The sequence below is a fragment of the Sphingobium sp. FG125 genome, from assembly GCF_057809795.1.
This window is the reverse complement of the sequence record NZ_JBMDKQ010000014.1, coordinates 75804-91340: the sequence shown is the minus strand read 5'-3', so window position 1 is coordinate 91340 and position 15537 is coordinate 75804. Positions and strand designations below refer to the sequence as shown.

Below are 15537 nucleotides of genomic sequence, written 5' to 3'. Positions count from 1 at the left end.
TCATCACGGGGTCAATGCCACACCGTCGGCGGGCACGGGCTGGCGCTGGTCGGCACGATAAACGGGCTTGCCGCGATAGACCCATTGCGCGGATTCGGCGGTCTGGCGGACGCTCCATTGCCCCACGCTCCGCCGCGCCATGCCGGTGGACAGCGGACGCCAGCCGCAGGGGTCGGCGCAGTCTGCGGATTTCGGACTGAACAGCCAGTTACCCTGCGAATCGGCCAGCACATAAGCGCCATCGGCCAACCGCGCGGTGACATCAGGCGGCGCGACCAGTTTGGGCGGCGGCGGCAGATATTTGAGGCTATTCCACAAATAGCCGTCCGCGCCGTCATGCTCGGTCGATCCGGGGCGGGCATCTTTTCGCGTGAACACCAGATGGACCTTCTTATAGACCCATTGCGGCCCGGCAGGTCCTTCCATCACCGTCCAGTCGGGGTTGTCCGACGCTGGTTTTGTCGCCGCCACTTCCTGACGCGGGCCACCAAAGGCGCGCGGGACAGGGGAGATCGGCGCGCCGCGTGGGGCCAACAATGGCTCCCATTGGATCAGGCAATCGCCGCTGCAATAAAGGGCGGGCTGTCCGGTGCGTGCCGTAGCCGCGCGCATATCCATGCCATAGAGGGTCAAGCCGCGCCGGTCGGTATAGACGCGCGCCTTGACCGAAATGCCGCGCGGAAAATGATCGGCTGCTGCGACCGGAATGTCGAGGTCAGCCGCCTGCGCCCAGAGCGGTGCGGGGGAGAAAGCCAGCAGGATGAGCGCGCGGCGCATCAGCGCTTATCCTCGACCCGGAAGCCGCGGTGGCAGGTCGCGCAACTGCCGCCCAGCGCCTTGGCCGCAACCCGCATTTTCGCCACGTCGCCGCTGCCTGCGACCCCGGCAAACGCATTGGCCTGTGCCACGAAGCCGTCCTGCGCCTTTTTGAAGGCGGGTGCCTGACTCCAGATTTCAGCCTTGGCCGCTGTCTTGACGCCGGGGCGCGGGCCGCTGCCCGCCGGGAACCAGCCGACATGCTGACGCGCATAATCGCGAATCTGGCGCGCGGAAATCTGCACCACATAAAGCTGCGGACTGCCCGATTTCAGTTCGTCATTGATATTCTTGAACGCCGCGCCGACTTCGCGGAAGCCCGCGATCCGGGTGGCGACGATATCGCCGGGCGCGGCGATCAGCGGCGATGTGAGCAGGGCCGCAAATCCGGCTGCGATCAGCAATATCCGCATGGTCTATCCTTTCTTGGGTTCAAAGCGCCGAGTCAGCAAACAGCAACCAGGCGAGTGCCGCCGACAGCGACAGCGCGACGAGCAATGCCAATGGTCCGGCCCGGCGCATCGTGATTGGGGCCTTGGCGGCGGTGCTGCCTGTCACCATCGGTCCGATCAGGTTTCGCCTTCGCACCACGAGGTAGAACAGGACCGCCAGCACATGCAGCACGATCAGCGCTTGCAGCAGGGTGAAGCAGATCCCGTGGATGGCGGAGGCCAACCGCCCCTGATCGAAGTCGACAAGGTTGGAAAGCGGCCCGGACTCAATGCCGTCTATATCGACCGCAAACAGACCGCTCACCACCTGCGTACCCAATATCGCCAGCATCGCGACCACGCTCCAGCCGCCCAGCGGATTATGGCCGACACTGGCGGGTGCCTGTCTATCGGCCAGATAAGCGCGGATGGCCCGCGGGCCTTTCAGGAAATAGGCAAAACGCGCCGTGTCGGAGCCGACTAGGCCCCACATCAGGCGGAAGGCGATGAGGAATAGCACCGCCTGACCCGACAGCCGATGCCAGTCCATGAGGTAGTTTTCCGCGCTCCACCAGGAAAAGCCGATCAGCACGACCAGCGCCCAATGGAACAGGCGGACGGGCAAGTCCCAGACGAACTGGCGGGTCGCGTGCGTCATCGCGATCAGCCCTTCTTCGCCCAGCTGTCACATACGCCATTGGCAGGGACAATGCCGCCGCTCAGCAATGCACATGGCCCGCAATCAGCACCCTTGCCGGTGAAGAAGGCGCAGGTCGCGCAATGTTTGGCGGGATCAGGCGCGGGGGATTTGAAGCCGAGCGACTTGCGCATACTCTTCTGCGCAGCAGAGAGAGTGGCAGGATCGGCACAGGACGCCGCATGGGCCTGAGCGGCGATCGCCAACGGCGCAATTGCGACCAGCCCCAACATGGTCCGGCGTGTCAGCATCCCATCGCTATCCGGCATAACCCTGTCTCCTGCATCGGGCCGGTCGAGCGGCCTCTATCCGCAAGGCTTTAGCAGATGGGGTTCCAACTAATTTGTCTGCGTTGACACAGAGGAGCGAAAAGGCGGGCGTCACTGTCCCTGCGATGGCTGTCACGCCACAATTGAATCGCCACCGGAAAAGACCGACAAGAGGAGCCAAGAGAGGAAAGCCGCCATGTCGGACGCCGAAGCCCCCGCCCGCCCACGGCTGCTGATCGTCGATGATGATCCGGCGCTACGCACGCTGATCCGCGATTTCCTGATGGCGCAGGGCTATGATGTGGATGAGGCGGAGGATGGGCGCTCCATGCGCACGGCGCTGGCGCGACAGGCCGCTGATATCATCATCCTCGACGTGATGATGCCGGGAGAGGACGGGCTGTCGCTGGCCCGCACCCTGTCCGTCACAGCCGACATTGGCATCATCATGGTGTCGGCGCTGGGGACGGAAACGGATCGGATCATAGGCCTTGAGGGCGGCGCCGACGATTATCTGCCCAAGCCCGTGTCGCCGCGCGAACTGCTTGCCCGCATCCGCGCGCTGGAACGGCGTCGGCGGCCGGTTGCGGGCGGGACCGCCGACGCGACCGCCCATTACCAGTTTGACGGCTGGCGGCTGGACCCGGTGCGCCGGGTCTTGCGCGATCCGGGCGGGATCATCATCGGCCTGTCGGAGGGGGAATTTGGCCTGCTGCTGACCTTCATCGAAAAGCCGCAGCAAATATTGAACCGCGACCAGCTGCTGGAACTGGCACGCGGCGAAGATAGTGATGCCTTCGACCGCGCGATCGACACGCAGGTCAGCCGGTTGCGGCGAAAACTGGGCACCCGCGCCCATGGCGAAATCATCCGCACGATACGCAGTGAAGGCTATATTTTCCTGCCGATGGTCACACGCGCATGATGATGCGTCTGCGCCAATGGGCCAACTCGATCCACGCCCATATGCTGGCAATGGCATTTGGCGTCATCGCCACGTTGACGCTGTTCAGCCTGTCGATTCTGTTCCTGATCCACCCATCCGAAAAAACGCCCGTATCTATTTATGAAATTTCCCGCCTGATGCGCGACCAGCCGATTTTGCGCGACGCGCCCGTGCTGCACATTCGCACGCAGGCAAGCGCTCCCCGCGCGATGACCGACCCCGGCGAAAGACTGCTCGCCAGGATGTTAGCGGATAGGCTGCGGCTCCCGCCCGCCAATGTCCGGCTATATCTAAACCATGGCGATCAGAAACGATATGACCAGTTCAGCCGCGAAATCGCACTTTACGGACGCGATGGACAGGTCGATCCGTTCATCGTCGGCACCTTCACCGCTGCGGCCCGGCAGCCATCGGGCCAATGGCGCGTCGTGACGCGGGAAGCGCGCGCGCCCGGCACGATCTGGAACCTGACCGGGCAGGATACGCTGTTGTTCGGGCTGCTCTTCATCATCCCACTCAGCATGTGGTTCAGCGCGCGGCTGACCCGACCGATCCGCAGCTTCGCCGCGGCGGCCGAGCGGCTGGGGGCCGGCAATGAGGCAGCGCCGGTCCCGGTGGAGGGACCGACCGAAATCCGCATGGCCGCCCGATCGATCAACGATATGCAGGCGCGCATCGCGCGGTTCGTGCAGGAGCGGACATCGGTGGTCGGCGCGATCGCCCATGACTTGCGGACACCCCTGTCCCGCCTTCACTTCCACCTTGCCGCAGCGCCAGACCCGATCCGCACCGCCGCGCAGGAGGAAATTCGTCAGATGGAACAGCTGATCAGTACCACGCTGGACTTTGTCGACAATGAAAGCCGCCCCCGCGTGATGGAGTCGCTCGACCTTGGCCTGCTGGTCGAGGGGCTGGTCGATGATTTTGCCGATATGGGCAAGCCGGTCACCATCGCCGAAGTCGCGCCCATCACCATCCAGGGCGACATGATCCTGCTGCGGCGGCTGTTCACCAACCTGATCGACAATGCCGTCAAATATGGCGACGCCGCCCACGTCACGGTGCGAACGCAAGGCATGATGGCAGTGGTCGAGGTGGCCGATAATGGCCCCGGCATGAGCCAGGACCATCTGGCCCGCGCATTCGAACCGTTTTTCCGCGGCGAACCCTCCCGCAACCGGCGCACCGGCGGGGTGGGCCTCGGCCTCTCGATCGTCCAGTCGGCAGCGCAGGCGCATGGTGGCCATGTCATACTGGCAAGCCAGGCCAACGGCGGCCTGCGCGCCAGCGTCTATTTGCCGCTACCGGGTTAAGCGGGCTTTTTCGGCAACTCCACTGCGCCCTTGGCCGTTGCCAGCGTCACCCCGGTCTGGTTCATCAACCGGCATTCCACCTGTACCATGTGGCGGCCTTCCTCATCGACAAACTTGTCGAGGATAGTCCCGGTCGTCACCGTGATGTCGCCTGTCAGCGCCGGGCCGCGATAATTGCAGGCGGAATGGCGGACCATGCCCCATTCGCCCGCCCAGCCCGCAAAATAGTCCGTGATCCACGCCCCCATCGACGCGCCATAGCCATAGCCGCGCGGCATCCCGATGAAGCGCGCCCAGCGCGGGAACAGATGCCCGCGTGACGGGCCGATATAGGCACCGTCAGTGAATTCAGGATTGATCGCCTCCATAACCGGGTCATTTTCATGCCCCGCCATTTCCTTGACGAAGCCCAGCGCTTCCATGTCGAGGTCGGTGCGGCGATGGGTGCCACCCCATTGGGTGAACATATAGGCGCGCCATTCGGTGGTGAAGGACACGATCGAATGGGGACCGATCACCCGCTGCGGCAAGGCCGCGCCAACAACGACATCATCCCACCAGCGCCGGTCATGGCCCAGATCGTGCAGCATCTGGATCCATTCCATCTTGCGCGCTTCCAGCGTTCCCAGATCATAGTCGGTCCAGACCGGATCGTCAAAGCCATCGGTGGGCGCGTTATCCTTGCCCGCCGCCTGATTGTAGCGGATCGTGGTGGAGCGCTGCTTGGCGATCAGGTCGCCGTCATGATTATAGTAGAAATTGTCGCCGCGCTGGAAACAGGTCGGCCCGGCGAATTTGGTATCCTTGACCGTATAGTCGAACGGGATGCGCTCATTCCAGATACGGTCTCCCCCCTTCATGCGCGGACCGTAGAACCACCATTCGTCGCCACCGAACAGCAAATGGCTATTGGGGATGCTGCCGACGCAGGCGGGCGCCGAACCATGGGCGCAATCCATGGTGACGGCGAAACTTTGCGGCGCGACCAGTCCGCCCCAGCGGCTTTGCGCAGCATAGCCTGCATCATAGACGCCAGCAACTGGATTGCTGGCGGGCGCTATCTCGACCGGATGGAACGGCGCGATGGCGCTTGGAAGATCGCGCTGCGTACCAATGTCATAGAATGGTCGGGGCTGGTCCCTACCCTCCCCCTGCCTTTTGCCGACTGGCCCGGCATCGACGCCAATGGCGTGTCGACCCGCGACAGAAGCGATCCGTCCTATCAACGCCCGCTGGTCAATCATCGGCCCGCCCATATTCCCGCAATGGAGCATGATTAGGCCCGAAACACAGCGTGTTATCACGTCGCATCCGACGTGGTATCAGAATCGTTCCAGCGTGTTTTCGGGTTGAATCGAACGTGGGATCGGTTTTGCCTGCCCCTGCCCGACTCATGGAAATGGGCGGAGAAAAGAACCGCAGACCAAGCCCTAACCCTGCTAATCCCAGAATAAATCTCTAAGTCAATGGTTAGGCGCGGCAAAACAGAAGGGCAAGGTTAGCCATCCATCGCAACCACAGCATCAGGATTGAGGTTCATGGGCTATCAAGAGGCTCGGAACCCATCCGCTGCGGGCCAACATTGAGGTTATGGTTTGGCAATATCGCAATGCAACAAGTCGGTATTATCGACGACTCTCCTCCTAGGTTTGACTTTCAGGGTAAAATAGGCGCATTAAACGCCAACCAATTTACTGCCCATGATTCGGCGATGCGAGGCCCCATGTCGTTTACAGTCAACACACTGCGTAACGTCACCACAGCCTGCCAGCAAATGCGCGATCATATCAAGACGATCGTGTTCCGGCCGGACAATCACAAGACGCTGGACATCACTTTTGGCCCGACTGTCGCCGCCGAGCTGATCGGTCGCACCCCCGAAGCGCTGGCCAAGGCGGAAGCCAAAGGTCGCCTGCCCCAGCCCAAACAGCTCCCCAATGGCCGCCGCTATTACACGCTGGAGGATCTTACCCAGATTCGCACCGCGCTGGGCATACAGGTGGGCAAGCAGCCAGACGAGGATGCGGTCGTGCTGGCGGTGCAGAATTTCAAGGGCGGGGTCGGCAAAAGCACGATCACCAAGCATCTGGCCGACTATCTCGCCCTCCATGGGTACAGCGTGCTGGTGATTGATTGCGACCCTCAGGCCTCCACCACCACCATGTTCGATATTCAGCCCGAAACGCTGATCGATGACGAACAGACGCTGGGCGCGTTCCTCTCGCCCCGCAGCACCTTCAGCGATTTTTCGCAAACGATCCGCGACACGCCTTGGCCCACGATCAAGATCGTACCATCGAGCCTGGGCCTGCAAGACGCGGAATGGGATTTGACCGCAACCCTACGCGAAGGCGGACAGGCCGTGCGTGAAGGCTTGCAGGCGCTGCGTATCGGCATTGCCAGCGTGACCAAGGATTTCGACGTCATCCTGCTCGACCCGCCGCCAGCCATGGGCTTTCTGGGTCTCAACGTCATGGCCGCGGCAACCGGACTGCTGATCCCGGTGCCTGCGCGCCAGCTCGATTATCTCTCGACCATCCATTTCATGGACACGATTGCCGACAATATCGAGATACTCGAAGAAAATGGCACGCCGGTGGATTACGGCTTCATTCGCGTGGTCTGTTCCGCCTTCTCGCCCAGCAAGCCGGGTGAGAATGATATGTGGCGGATTATGCAGGCAACCTATGCCGGGCTGCTGCTGGGGCAACCGATCCTGGCGTCGGAGGAAATCAAGAACGCGACCCAGGCGTTCCGCTCCATCTATGAATCCAAACCGTCCGCCTCGCACCAGACCTATACGCGCTGCCGCGACAATCTCGATGCGGTCTTTGCCGAGGTCGAGCAGCAGATCCGCCAGCAATGGCCATCGACCAGCCTGACCGCTGACGCCAGCGTGGGGGTCGCGGCATGAGCCGCCGGTCCCTGATTAGCGAAGCGCTAGCCGCCTCGCTCAACGATCCTGCCCCCGCGCCCGTCGTCGCAAGCGATACCAACCCCGCGACCCCGCGACCCAATTTCACCAACAAGCGGCTCGAAGCCTTTGGCGAGGCGGCGCGGATCGTCAAGCGCCCGACGATCCGGTTGAAGCCGTCTGAATGTTCGATCTGGTCGGGCAATGCGCGCGACTATTCGCTGCTGGATGAACATCGTCTGCGCAGCCTGATCGATTCCATCCTGGCCGAAGGCGGCAATCGCATCCCTGCCGTGGTGCGCCGCACGCCGCAGGGCGAACTGCCCTATGAACTGGTCACAGGCACGCGGCGGCACTGGGCGATCGCCTGGCTCAACGCCAATCATTATCCCGACATCGAACTGATCGCGATCATCGAGGATCTGGACGATGAAGCGGCCTTCCGTCTGGCCGACATCGAAAATCGCGAACGGGAGGATATTTCCGATCTCGAACGCGGTGCCAATTACAAGGCAGCGGTCGATCGCTTTTATGGCGGCGTACAGTTGCGCATGGCCGAGCGGCTCAAAATCTCCAAGTCGCAGCTGTCGCGCTATATTGCGCTCACGGAAATCCCGCCCTTGCTGGTCAGCGCCTTTCACTCGCCGATGGACCTTCAGGCCAAATATGCCGAAAAGCTCCTGCCCTTGCTGCGCGATCCAACGGCGCGCGGTAAGCTGGAGGCAGCAGCCGATCAGATCGCGTCGGAACAGAGTTTTCGCCGCTCAGGCGACGAACAGCCCATAGCAGGATCGGAGGTGCTGGCACGCCTGCTCAAGGCGGTGACCGTTAAGGGCCGTGTGCAGAAGGCGACGATCGCAGCTGCGGACGGCGCAACCGTCGGGCAGGTCGACAAGGACCAGCAAAAGCTTTTGACGCTGACGCTGACGCCGTCCGATCTGTCGACCGACGCCATCTTGGAGGCGCTGCGTCCGGTGATCGAACAGGCGAAGATCATGCGTTCGCGGCGGCGCTGAGGCCAAGGGATGAAAAGCTGAAAGATCGTCTTTTACCGTTATATTTCAAAATGTTATGGCTATTTTCCCTCTGGAGGGAACACAGGACGGGACCGATAGGGTGGAGATTGAGGGCGAACTCAAGACGGCGCTGAAAGAGCGCAAGGTCCAGTTCGAAATGTTCTTCACCCTACCTGATTTCAGCGATATTTCGCTGCGTGATTATCAGGAGACGATGCAGCGGCCCTTCTTCAGCCTGTCGAAGCGCAAACGCATAAAGCCCATCGATTATACCAGTCCCGACAAGTCGGTGAGCGTCCATGTCTCACCCAATCCTGCCTATGGCATGGCGACGATCTGGGACGCGGACATCATGATCTACCTCGCCTCCCATCTCAACGAATTGCGCGAACGCGGGGCCAATGATCTGTCGCCTGTGATCCGGCTCCAACCTGGCGACCTGCTCAAACGCATCTGCTGGGGGACGAGCGGCCGCGCCTATGAGCGGCTGGTCAACGCGCTGGACCGGCTTCAGGCAACGACAATCAAGACCAATATCCGCGCCAGTGCCAAGAGCCGCGAGACAACTTTCTCCTGGATCGACAGCTATACCCATCTGGTCGATGAACGCACCCAGCGGTCGCTGGGTATGGAAATCACTTTATCCAAATGGTTTTTTGACGGGGTGATGGACAAGCGCAACGTGCTATCAATTTCACCGCTCTATTTCGAGATTACCAGCGGTCTTGGCAAATGGCTCTACCGCGCCTCGCGCAAACATGCCGGTGGCAATGGCGCGGAAGGCTTCACGATCGGTTTCGAGACGCTGCACCAGAAGAGCGGCAGCGAGAGCCTCTATCCCGTTTTCAAACGCAAGCTCCTTGATCTCGCCCGCGTCAATGACCTCCCCGATATCAGTCTGGAAGTGATTGACGGCGACGGCCCGCGGCCCAAGATGAAGATGGTGATGCGACGGCATCTGACCGAGCGGGCCAGAGGCCGGCGGCAGGCCGCCCTCCCCTCCCCTGCCCCATCGTCGGGTGATGGGGATGATCGGGATATGGTTGATCCGCGTCTTGCGCTGGACATGATTTCCAGCCTGACTAAGGGAATGCGGATCAGCGCAAATGACGCGCCGCGACGTGTGATCGGAACGTCGTCTGCGCGCCGATCCGACCCGGCTGCCCGGACAACTGCCAGTCGGATGATCGACGCTGAAATCTATGGCGCCATTCGTGCCGACTTTCCTGGTTGGGATTATGACGAGTTGCTGCGCCGCTTCGATGCGTTCCTTGGTGCCAATCCGTCTGAATTGCCACGCAACTATTCCAAGCGCTTCTACGGCTTCGTCAAGGAACATCACAGGCGCAACAAGTATCGCCTGTGAACGGCGGATGATGTTGATGCAGACTTGTCCTGATCCCGATAAGCGACGTGTTTTCAGAATCACGCGCCAGAGCGGTCATCGATCCCTCATCCCTGATTGACTGCGCCGCGTCATCATGCGCCCTGCTCCATAAAACGACGCATAAGCGCGTGTTTGACCACGGCGCCATGCTGGTCATTGAACCCTGGCCCTGATGAACCTCGTTCGATGCCGATGATTCTGAAAACACGTTGATCGACGATTTGCTCGTGGTGCCAAGATCAATTGCGGGTTCAACCCTCCGCTCCTGGTCGTTCCCCGGACAAGCGGACACATGATATTTGCCGGCGTTTCGACACCGAGGGTTTTAAACTGGCCGTTCAACGTGCTTTCGGAATCACGTTCGTCTCACCAGATACAATTGGTCATGACATGCAGTGACATCGACCAAATAACGAGAACAAAAGGCGAAATGGCCAAATATGGCCCGCAGGGCCGTTCTGAGAGTGTTTGACGCCGTAGCATATATGGCGTCGTCCAACCCTTGGATTGGCGCTCACAGAGCTTCTGGCGAGGCCGAATTTTCCGGATAATCGGACCAAAAATCGCTGGAGAAGTCATGCTGACGTCGATTGGAGGCCAGGCCAGTCATGCTGACAGGCAGAGCGTAGCTACGGTAACTCGCTTGGCCTGATTGTTCGATCAACAACCCTTCCGTTTCGGCAATGCTCAGCAACTTGATCGCGCCCGCTGACGTGAGGCCCAGCGCCTTGGCTACGCTGCTGCTGGAAATGCGCGGATGCGCCATTGCCAGGCGCAGGACATCCTTAAGTCGCCCTGGTCGCCGACGGCGCTCGATATGCAGTGCCGCTCGTGCGGCATAGGCCCGCAGTCGCATTTCCAGATCAAGATGCATATGGGCAGCGGCGCTGATCGCGTCCAGCCAGATCCAGTCCATCTGTTCGTCGCCTGCGCGCTTCCACGCCGTGCCGCTGCTATCCAGCCCAAGCGCGATCAGGCCACCGGTCGATCCGGCCCATCGTCCTGGTCCCCAACGATCGCCGATCAAAAGACTCGCGGTGAGGTCTCCTTGCCCAATCGGCGCGTGACGTTGCCAAATCCGCGCCATCCGCCCGCTGTGCAACAGGGGAGGGGAGGGGGGGAGAAAGCTGACATCCCGCCGCCAGGCGGCGATGGCCGGAAGCATGTCGTTTGGATTGCGCACCCACGACGAAGCCGATGCAGGACCAGCATTTGCCGAGGGGAGCATGCCGAGCCAGCGCAGCAATCCCATGTCGTCGTTAAGGAGTGTATTGAGCGTGATCGGCCTACCGATCGCGTGCTGCCAATGGCTAAGATCGAACGGCGATGTGGAGACCGTGCCGCGACCGTCGATCGCAAAATCCAGATCATCGATCGGGCTGTTGTCGATCCGCGCGAGCGCTTGGCGTTCGGCGATGGACGTGCGAATTCGCCAGGGATGGCGGACGGGACTGAGCCGGCGGCGCTCCTCCAGCCGTTCCAGCGCTCCTTGCGCCTGGCCATAGGCCTGGATCAGCCTGTTCAACTGGTCTGGTGATGTCTGGACGGCAGCAACCACATTCATATTTATTGTCCAATAAATATAATAATAACAAATAGCTATGAACATATATTAAACGATAATCTGCTTATAGCAAGTCGACTCGTACATATCCATCGCCGGGTCGATCCTTCAACTGAAAGCAAGCCTCTGCGTTGACGCACGGTGCCGCACTGACCACATGAACGTGCCCGTATTGTCGCCCGCTGCCTCTGGAACCGGTCCGATAGGAAAGTCCGAAACCATGACCATCACCCTTGCCGATCCATCGCTGCTCCGCGACCAATGCCTGATCGATGGCGCCTGGACCGGGGTGCCAACCATCCTCGTGACCGACCCGGCGACTGGCGCGACCATCGCTTCCATCCCCGATCTGGGCGTGAGTGAAACCCACGCCGCCATCGCCGCGGCGGATGCGGCGCTCCCGGCATGGCGCGCGAAAACGGCGGCGGAGCGCGCCCGCATCCTGCGTCGGTGGTTCGACCTGCTGATCGCGCATCAGGATGACCTGGCCATGATCCTGACCCGCGAACAGGGCAAGGCACTGGCCGAGGCCAAAGGCGAGATCGCCTATGCGGCCAGCTTCGTCGAATGGTTCGCGGAAGAGGCCAAGCGCGTCTATGGTGAAATCATCCCGTCCCATCGTGCCGACAGCCGCATCGTCGTCATCAAGCAGCCCGTCGGCGTCGTCGCCGCGATCACCCCCTGGAACTTCCCGGCGGCGATGATCACGCGCAAGGCAGCCCCGGCGCTTGCGGCGGGCTGCACCATGGTGCTGAAACCTGCGACCCAAACCCCGCTGACTGCGCTTGCGCTGGCCGTGCTGGCGGAGCGGGCAGGGGTGCCGGCCGGCGTGTTCAATGTCGTTACGGGATCGTCACGAGTGATCGGCGGCGAACTGACCGCCAACCCGCTGATACGCAAATTGAGCTTCACCGGATCGACCGAGGTTGGCCGCACATTGATGGCCCAATGCGCGCCGACGATGAAGAAATTGTCGATGGAACTGGGCGGCAACGCGCCCTTCATCGTCTTTGCCGACGCCGATCTCGATGCCGCAGTCGAAGGCACGATCGCGTCCAAATATCGCAACAGTGGCCAGACCTGCGTATGCGTCAACCGCATCTTCGTACAGCGCGATGTCGCCGCGGCGTTCGAGCAGAAGCTGGCCGCGGCCGTCGCAAAGCTCAAGGTTGGCCCTGGCACCGAAGCGGGCGTCACCCAGGGACCGCTGATCGACGACAAGGCGGTCGAGAAGGTCGAGGAGCATGTCGCCGATGCCCTCGCCAAGGGCGCCCGACTGGTCAGCGGCGGTCGTCGCCATCCGCTGGGCCACAGCTTCTACGAACCCACGATCATTGCAGGCTGCACCCCCGCCATGGCGCTGGCGAGCGAAGAAACCTTCGGCCCGCTCGCCGCGCTCTTCACCTTCGATACGGAGGAAGAGGTGGTCGCGATGGCCAATGACACAGAGGTCGGGCTGGCGGGCTATTTCTACACGCGCGATCTGGCGCGCGCCTGGCGGGTAGGGGAGGCGCTGGAAGTCGGCATGGTCGGCATCAACACCGGGCTGATCTCGACCGAGGTCGCGCCCTTCGGCGGCATCAAGCAATCCGGCATGGGCCGGGAAGGATCGCGCCATGGTATCGAGGATTATGTCGAGATCAAATATATGTGCATGGCGGGCATCTAATCGGGATCACAGAAGGGCAGAGCGATGGCAGGGATAGTGGCGGTTACGGGCGCAGCGGGCGCATTGGGACGCAAGGCGGTCGAGATATTGAGCGCTGCCGGGTGGAGCGTGGTCGGTATCGATCTGGGCGATGTAGCCCCCGATGGTGTCGCGCTGTCGCTGGGCGGCGTGGATCTGACCGATGAGGCGGCGGTGACGGCAGCGGCAGCGCGGATCGAAAGCGAGCTTGGGCGGCTCGACGGGCTGGTCAATATCGCGGGCGGCTTTGTCTGGGAAACCGTGGCGGATGGCAGCATCGCGACATGGGACCGGCTCTACGCCATGAATGTTCGCACCGCCCTGATCGCCAGCCGCGCACTTTTGCCACTGCTGCGCGCCAGTCAGGGGGCGATCGTCAACATCGGCGCGGCGGCATCGGTGAAGGCCGGGGCGGGGATGGGCGCCTATGCCGCATCCAAATCCGGCGTTGCGCGCCTGACCGAGGCGCTGGCCGAGGAACTGAAGGAGGAAGGCGTCCGCGTCAACGCGATCCTGCCGAGTATCCTGGACACACCCGCCAACCGCGCCGACATGCCCGACGCCGATTTCACGAAATGGGTGTCACCGGCACAGCTTGCGGGAGTGGTGGCCTTCCTGCTGTCCGCAGACGCTATGCCGATCACCGGCGCGCTGATCCCGGTAACGGCGCGGGTGTAGCGCTCACCCCGCCTGCCGATCGACAAAGGCAAACACCGCGTCGTTGAACGCATCATTGGCGTCCCCCGCGACCATATGGTGGGCGCCGTCGATATGGACATAGTCGGCGTGCGGCACCATTTCCATGAAGGCGCGCGCGCCTTCTTCGGTGACAATGCGGCTGCGCCCGCCGCGGATCAGCAATGTGGGGATAGTCAAACCCATTGCGGCGCTTTCCAGCACGGTCGGACCCTCGGCCTGTGGCGTCACATCCGCGCCCATGGTCATGAACGCCGGGTCCCAATGCCAGTACCAGCGATTGCCCCGCTGGCGCAGATTCTTCGCCAGCCCCTTGCTGCTGCGCGGCTTGTCGCGATGGGGGAGATAGGCGGACACGGCGTCCGCGGCCTCCTCGATCGAGGCGAAGCCGTCCGCACCTGCGCTCATGAACGCGATCACCTCGTTCGCGCCCTCCATGTCGACATGGGCGGTAATATCGACCAGCACCAGCGCGCGCAGTGCAGTCGGGTCCGCCGCCGCCACCATCATCCCGACAATGCCCCCCAGCGACGCGCCGACCACCACCGGCGATCGCTCCAACTGCGTCAGCACAGCGCGCAAGTCGTCAGCAAACAGGTCGAGATCATAGCGTCCGTCCGGCGACCAATCGCTGTCGCCATGGCCGCGCAAATCCAGGCTGATCGCGCGAAAGCCGTGCCGCGAGGCCTCCACCAGCGCCTTGCCCCAGCTTTGCCGCGTCTGCCCGCTGCCATGCAGGAACAATAAAGGTTGCCCGTCCACCGGGCCAGTTGCATCGGCAGCCAGGTCCAGGCCTGCGCCGCGCAGGGTCAGTCGTTCGATCGCGCTCATGGGCGCACCCTTACGCTTTTATCGCCGCGCGGAAATCCTCATTCTTCAGGAATAGCGATGTATTGTCCGCCCCTAAATGGGTCCATTTCAGGTTCAACCCGCCATCGACAAGGATGGTCTGCCCGGTGATATAGCTCGACAGGTCGGACAGCAGGAAAGCGATGGCCCCGGCCTGCTCCTCCGGCTGGGCGCGGCGGCCCATGGCGATCGCGGCCTGATCGCGGGCCACATCCTCGTCAATATAGGCCCCCGATCCCGGCGTGATCGTGGTGCCTGGGGCCACCGTGTTGACACGGATATTGTCGAGCGCCAATTCGGTCGCCAGCGTGCGCGTCGCCGCGACGATCGCCGCCTTCGCCGTGCCATAGGCGATATGATAGGGCGCGCTGTTCAGCCCGCTGATCGACGACACGCCAACGATCGCGCCCGGATTGCCCTGAGAGCGCAACTCCCGCGCGACCGCCTGGCTCATGAAGAACATTGTCTCCAGATTCTGCTCGAACAGCGCGCGCCAGTCCGCGCGCGTCACCCGTTCCGCCCGCATCCAGGTCTGCGGCGCGGCCCCGCCTGCGACATTGGCCAGACCATAGAGGGTGCCGGGCGCGGCCAACGCCGCCTCCATCACTTTCGCTACACCCTCGTCCGTGCCGACATCGGCGATCACCGGTACAATCGCCAACCCTTCCGCAATCAGCGGCGCGATATGCGCGTCGAACTTGGCCTGCGTCCGTCCGGCGGCGATCACGGTCGCGCCCGCCTGCGCCAGCATCTTGGTCGTCGCGGTGCCGATGCCGCCGCCTGCCGCGCCGGTGACAATGATCGTGCGCCCCTCAAAACTCATCAGCGGCTGCGCCATGCTCTGTCCTCTCATTCTCTTGTCGTCGCGGTTCTAGCGCGAGGCGAGGCGGGCGAAACAGGGGCGGCGAGAAAAGATCGCCACCGCGCTAACCGGGCGCTCTGCGTTGCAAAT

15 protein-coding genes and 1 pseudogene are annotated in these 15537 nt (G+C 62.3%); 8 read left to right on the top strand and 8 right to left on the bottom strand.

What is annotated here, in order from left to right; translation table 11 throughout:
- Window positions 1-3 precede the first annotated feature (3 nt).
- The 4 genes from ACODSR_RS14305 to ACODSR_RS14290 are packed head-to-tail and all read right to left on the bottom strand — an operon-like array spanning window position 4 to window position 2213.
- Window positions 4-777: a hypothetical protein gene (locus ACODSR_RS14305; RefSeq protein ID WP_489077339.1), complete on the bottom strand. Its 774-nt coding sequence runs from the start codon at window positions 775-777 to the stop codon at window positions 4-6.
- Window positions 777-1229, bottom strand: a complete 453-nt coding sequence (locus tag ACODSR_RS14300) for a c-type cytochrome (protein WP_489077338.1) — start codon at window positions 1227-1229, stop codon at window positions 777-779. The genes ACODSR_RS14305 and ACODSR_RS14300 overlap by 1 nt, the downstream gene beginning before the upstream one ends.
- 19 nt (window positions 1230-1248) lie before the next feature.
- Window positions 1249-1905 carry a cytochrome b/b6 domain-containing protein gene (locus ACODSR_RS14295; RefSeq protein ID WP_489077337.1) on the bottom strand — a complete coding sequence of 219 codons (657 nt, stop codon included), beginning with the start codon at window positions 1903-1905 and terminating at the stop codon, window positions 1249-1251.
- Between the two features lie 5 nt (window positions 1906-1910).
- The gene (locus ACODSR_RS14290) at window positions 1911-2213 is read right to left on the bottom strand and encodes a high-potential iron-sulfur protein (RefSeq protein ID WP_489077336.1); all 303 of its coding nucleotides are present in this window, start codon (window positions 2211-2213) and stop codon (window positions 1911-1913) included.
- Between the two features lie 196 nt (window positions 2214-2409).
- Between ACODSR_RS14290 and ACODSR_RS14285 the strand changes: the two genes are divergently transcribed.
- Together ACODSR_RS14285 and ACODSR_RS14280 are read left to right on the top strand one after the other, a co-directional pair.
- Window positions 2410-3138, top strand: coding sequence for a response regulator (locus tag ACODSR_RS14285; protein ID WP_489077335.1), 729 nt, complete (start codon window positions 2410-2412; stop codon window positions 3136-3138).
- A complete protein-coding gene (locus ACODSR_RS14280; protein WP_489077334.1) occupies window positions 3135-4472 on the top strand; it encodes a sensor histidine kinase in 1338 nt (445 codons plus the stop codon). Before ACODSR_RS14285 ends, ACODSR_RS14280 begins: the two co-directional genes overlap by 4 nt.
- Here ACODSR_RS14280 and ACODSR_RS14275 read toward each other — a convergent pair.
- Window positions 4469-5500: pseudogene (locus ACODSR_RS14275) on the bottom strand (FAS1-like dehydratase domain-containing protein); the annotation flags it as partial. The gene ACODSR_RS14280 and the pseudogene ACODSR_RS14275 sit on opposite strands and share 4 nt — an antisense overlap.
- Between ACODSR_RS14275 and ACODSR_RS14270 the strand changes: the two are divergent.
- From ACODSR_RS14270 to ACODSR_RS14255, 4 genes are all read left to right on the top strand, one after another.
- Window positions 5417-5752 (top strand): hypothetical protein, encoded by a 336-nt coding sequence (locus ACODSR_RS14270; protein ID WP_489077360.1) that lies wholly within the window; start codon window positions 5417-5419, stop codon window positions 5750-5752. The pseudogene ACODSR_RS14275 and the gene ACODSR_RS14270 overlap by 84 nt on opposite strands.
- A 443-nt stretch (window positions 5753-6195) precedes the next feature.
- Window positions 6196-7386, top strand: coding sequence for an AAA family ATPase (locus ACODSR_RS14265; RefSeq protein ID WP_119746810.1), 1191 nt, complete (start codon window positions 6196-6198; stop codon window positions 7384-7386).
- Window positions 7383-8402 (top strand): ParB/RepB/Spo0J family partition protein, encoded by a 1020-nt coding sequence (locus ACODSR_RS14260; RefSeq protein ID WP_489077333.1) that lies wholly within the window; start codon window positions 7383-7385, stop codon window positions 8400-8402. Before ACODSR_RS14265 ends, ACODSR_RS14260 begins: the two co-directional genes overlap by 4 nt.
- A 55-nt stretch (window positions 8403-8457) precedes the next feature.
- Window positions 8458-9768 (top strand): replication initiator protein A, encoded by a 1311-nt coding sequence (locus tag ACODSR_RS14255; protein ID WP_489077332.1) that lies wholly within the window; start codon window positions 8458-8460, stop codon window positions 9766-9768.
- 535 nt (window positions 9769-10303) lie between these two features.
- Here the strand turns inward: ACODSR_RS14255 and ACODSR_RS14250 are convergent.
- The gene (locus tag ACODSR_RS14250) at window positions 10304-11353 is read right to left on the bottom strand and encodes a hypothetical protein (RefSeq protein WP_489077331.1); all 1050 of its coding nucleotides are present in this window, start codon (window positions 11351-11353) and stop codon (window positions 10304-10306) included.
- 220 nt (window positions 11354-11573) lie between these two features.
- On the opposite strand from ACODSR_RS14250, the gene ACODSR_RS14245 reads away from it, so the two are divergent.
- Window positions 11574-13022, top strand: coding sequence for an NAD-dependent succinate-semialdehyde dehydrogenase (locus ACODSR_RS14245; protein WP_489077330.1), 1449 nt, complete (start codon window positions 11574-11576; stop codon window positions 13020-13022).
- 24 nt (window positions 13023-13046) lie between these two features.
- Window positions 13047-13718, top strand: coding sequence for an SDR family NAD(P)-dependent oxidoreductase (locus ACODSR_RS14240; protein WP_489077329.1), 672 nt, complete (start codon window positions 13047-13049; stop codon window positions 13716-13718).
- Between the two features lie 3 nt (window positions 13719-13721).
- Here ACODSR_RS14240 and ACODSR_RS14235 read toward each other — a convergent pair whose 3' ends face one another.
- Together ACODSR_RS14235 and ACODSR_RS14230 are read right to left on the bottom strand one after the other, a co-directional pair.
- Window positions 13722-14567 (bottom strand): alpha/beta fold hydrolase, encoded by an 846-nt coding sequence (locus tag ACODSR_RS14235; protein WP_489077328.1) that lies wholly within the window; start codon window positions 14565-14567, stop codon window positions 13722-13724.
- 10 nt (window positions 14568-14577) lie between these two features.
- A complete protein-coding gene (locus ACODSR_RS14230) occupies window positions 14578-15423 on the bottom strand; it encodes an SDR family NAD(P)-dependent oxidoreductase (protein ID WP_489077327.1) in 846 nt (281 codons plus the stop codon).
- Between the last annotated feature and the right edge of the window lie 114 nt (window positions 15424-15537).

What these genes read in the sequence shown, in the direction of transcription:
- ACODSR_RS14290 (WP_489077336.1), bottom strand. Translation starts at nt 2,213, where the DNA reads ATGCCGGATAGCGATGGGATGCTGACACGCCGGACCATGTTGGGGCTG.
- ACODSR_RS14230 (WP_489077327.1), bottom strand. Translation starts at nt 15,423, where the DNA reads ATGGCGCAGCCGCTGATGAGTTTTGAGGGGCGCACGATCATTGTCACC.
- ACODSR_RS14245 (WP_489077330.1), top strand. Translation starts at nt 11,574, where the DNA reads ATGACCATCACCCTTGCCGATCCATCGCTGCTCCGCGACCAATGCCTG.
- ACODSR_RS14280 (WP_489077334.1), top strand. Translation starts at nt 3,135, where the DNA reads ATGATGATGCGTCTGCGCCAATGGGCCAACTCGATCCACGCCCATATG.
- ACODSR_RS14250 (WP_489077331.1), bottom strand. Translation starts at nt 11,353, where the DNA reads ATGAATGTGGTTGCTGCCGTCCAGACATCACCAGACCAGTTGAACAGG.
- ACODSR_RS14285 (WP_489077335.1), top strand. Translation starts at nt 2,410, where the DNA reads ATGTCGGACGCCGAAGCCCCCGCCCGCCCACGGCTGCTGATCGTCGAT.
- ACODSR_RS14305 (WP_489077339.1), bottom strand. Translation starts at nt 777, where the DNA reads ATGCGCCGCGCGCTCATCCTGCTGGCTTTCTCCCCCGCACCGCTCTGG.
- ACODSR_RS14255 (WP_489077332.1), top strand. Translation starts at nt 8,458, where the DNA reads ATGGCTATTTTCCCTCTGGAGGGAACACAGGACGGGACCGATAGGGTG.
- ACODSR_RS14270 (WP_489077360.1), top strand. Translation starts at nt 5,417, where the DNA reads ATGGGCGCAATCCATGGTGACGGCGAAACTTTGCGGCGCGACCAGTCC.
- ACODSR_RS14300 (WP_489077338.1), bottom strand. Translation starts at nt 1,229, where the DNA reads ATGCGGATATTGCTGATCGCAGCCGGATTTGCGGCCCTGCTCACATCG.
- ACODSR_RS14235 (WP_489077328.1), bottom strand. Translation starts at nt 14,567, where the DNA reads ATGAGCGCGATCGAACGACTGACCCTGCGCGGCGCAGGCCTGGACCTG.
- ACODSR_RS14240 (WP_489077329.1), top strand. Translation starts at nt 13,047, where the DNA reads ATGGCAGGGATAGTGGCGGTTACGGGCGCAGCGGGCGCATTGGGACGC.
- ACODSR_RS14260 (WP_489077333.1), top strand. Translation starts at nt 7,383, where the DNA reads ATGAGCCGCCGGTCCCTGATTAGCGAAGCGCTAGCCGCCTCGCTCAAC.
- ACODSR_RS14265 (WP_119746810.1), top strand. Translation starts at nt 6,196, where the DNA reads ATGTCGTTTACAGTCAACACACTGCGTAACGTCACCACAGCCTGCCAG.
- ACODSR_RS14295 (WP_489077337.1), bottom strand. Translation starts at nt 1,905, where the DNA reads ATGACGCACGCGACCCGCCAGTTCGTCTGGGACTTGCCCGTCCGCCTG.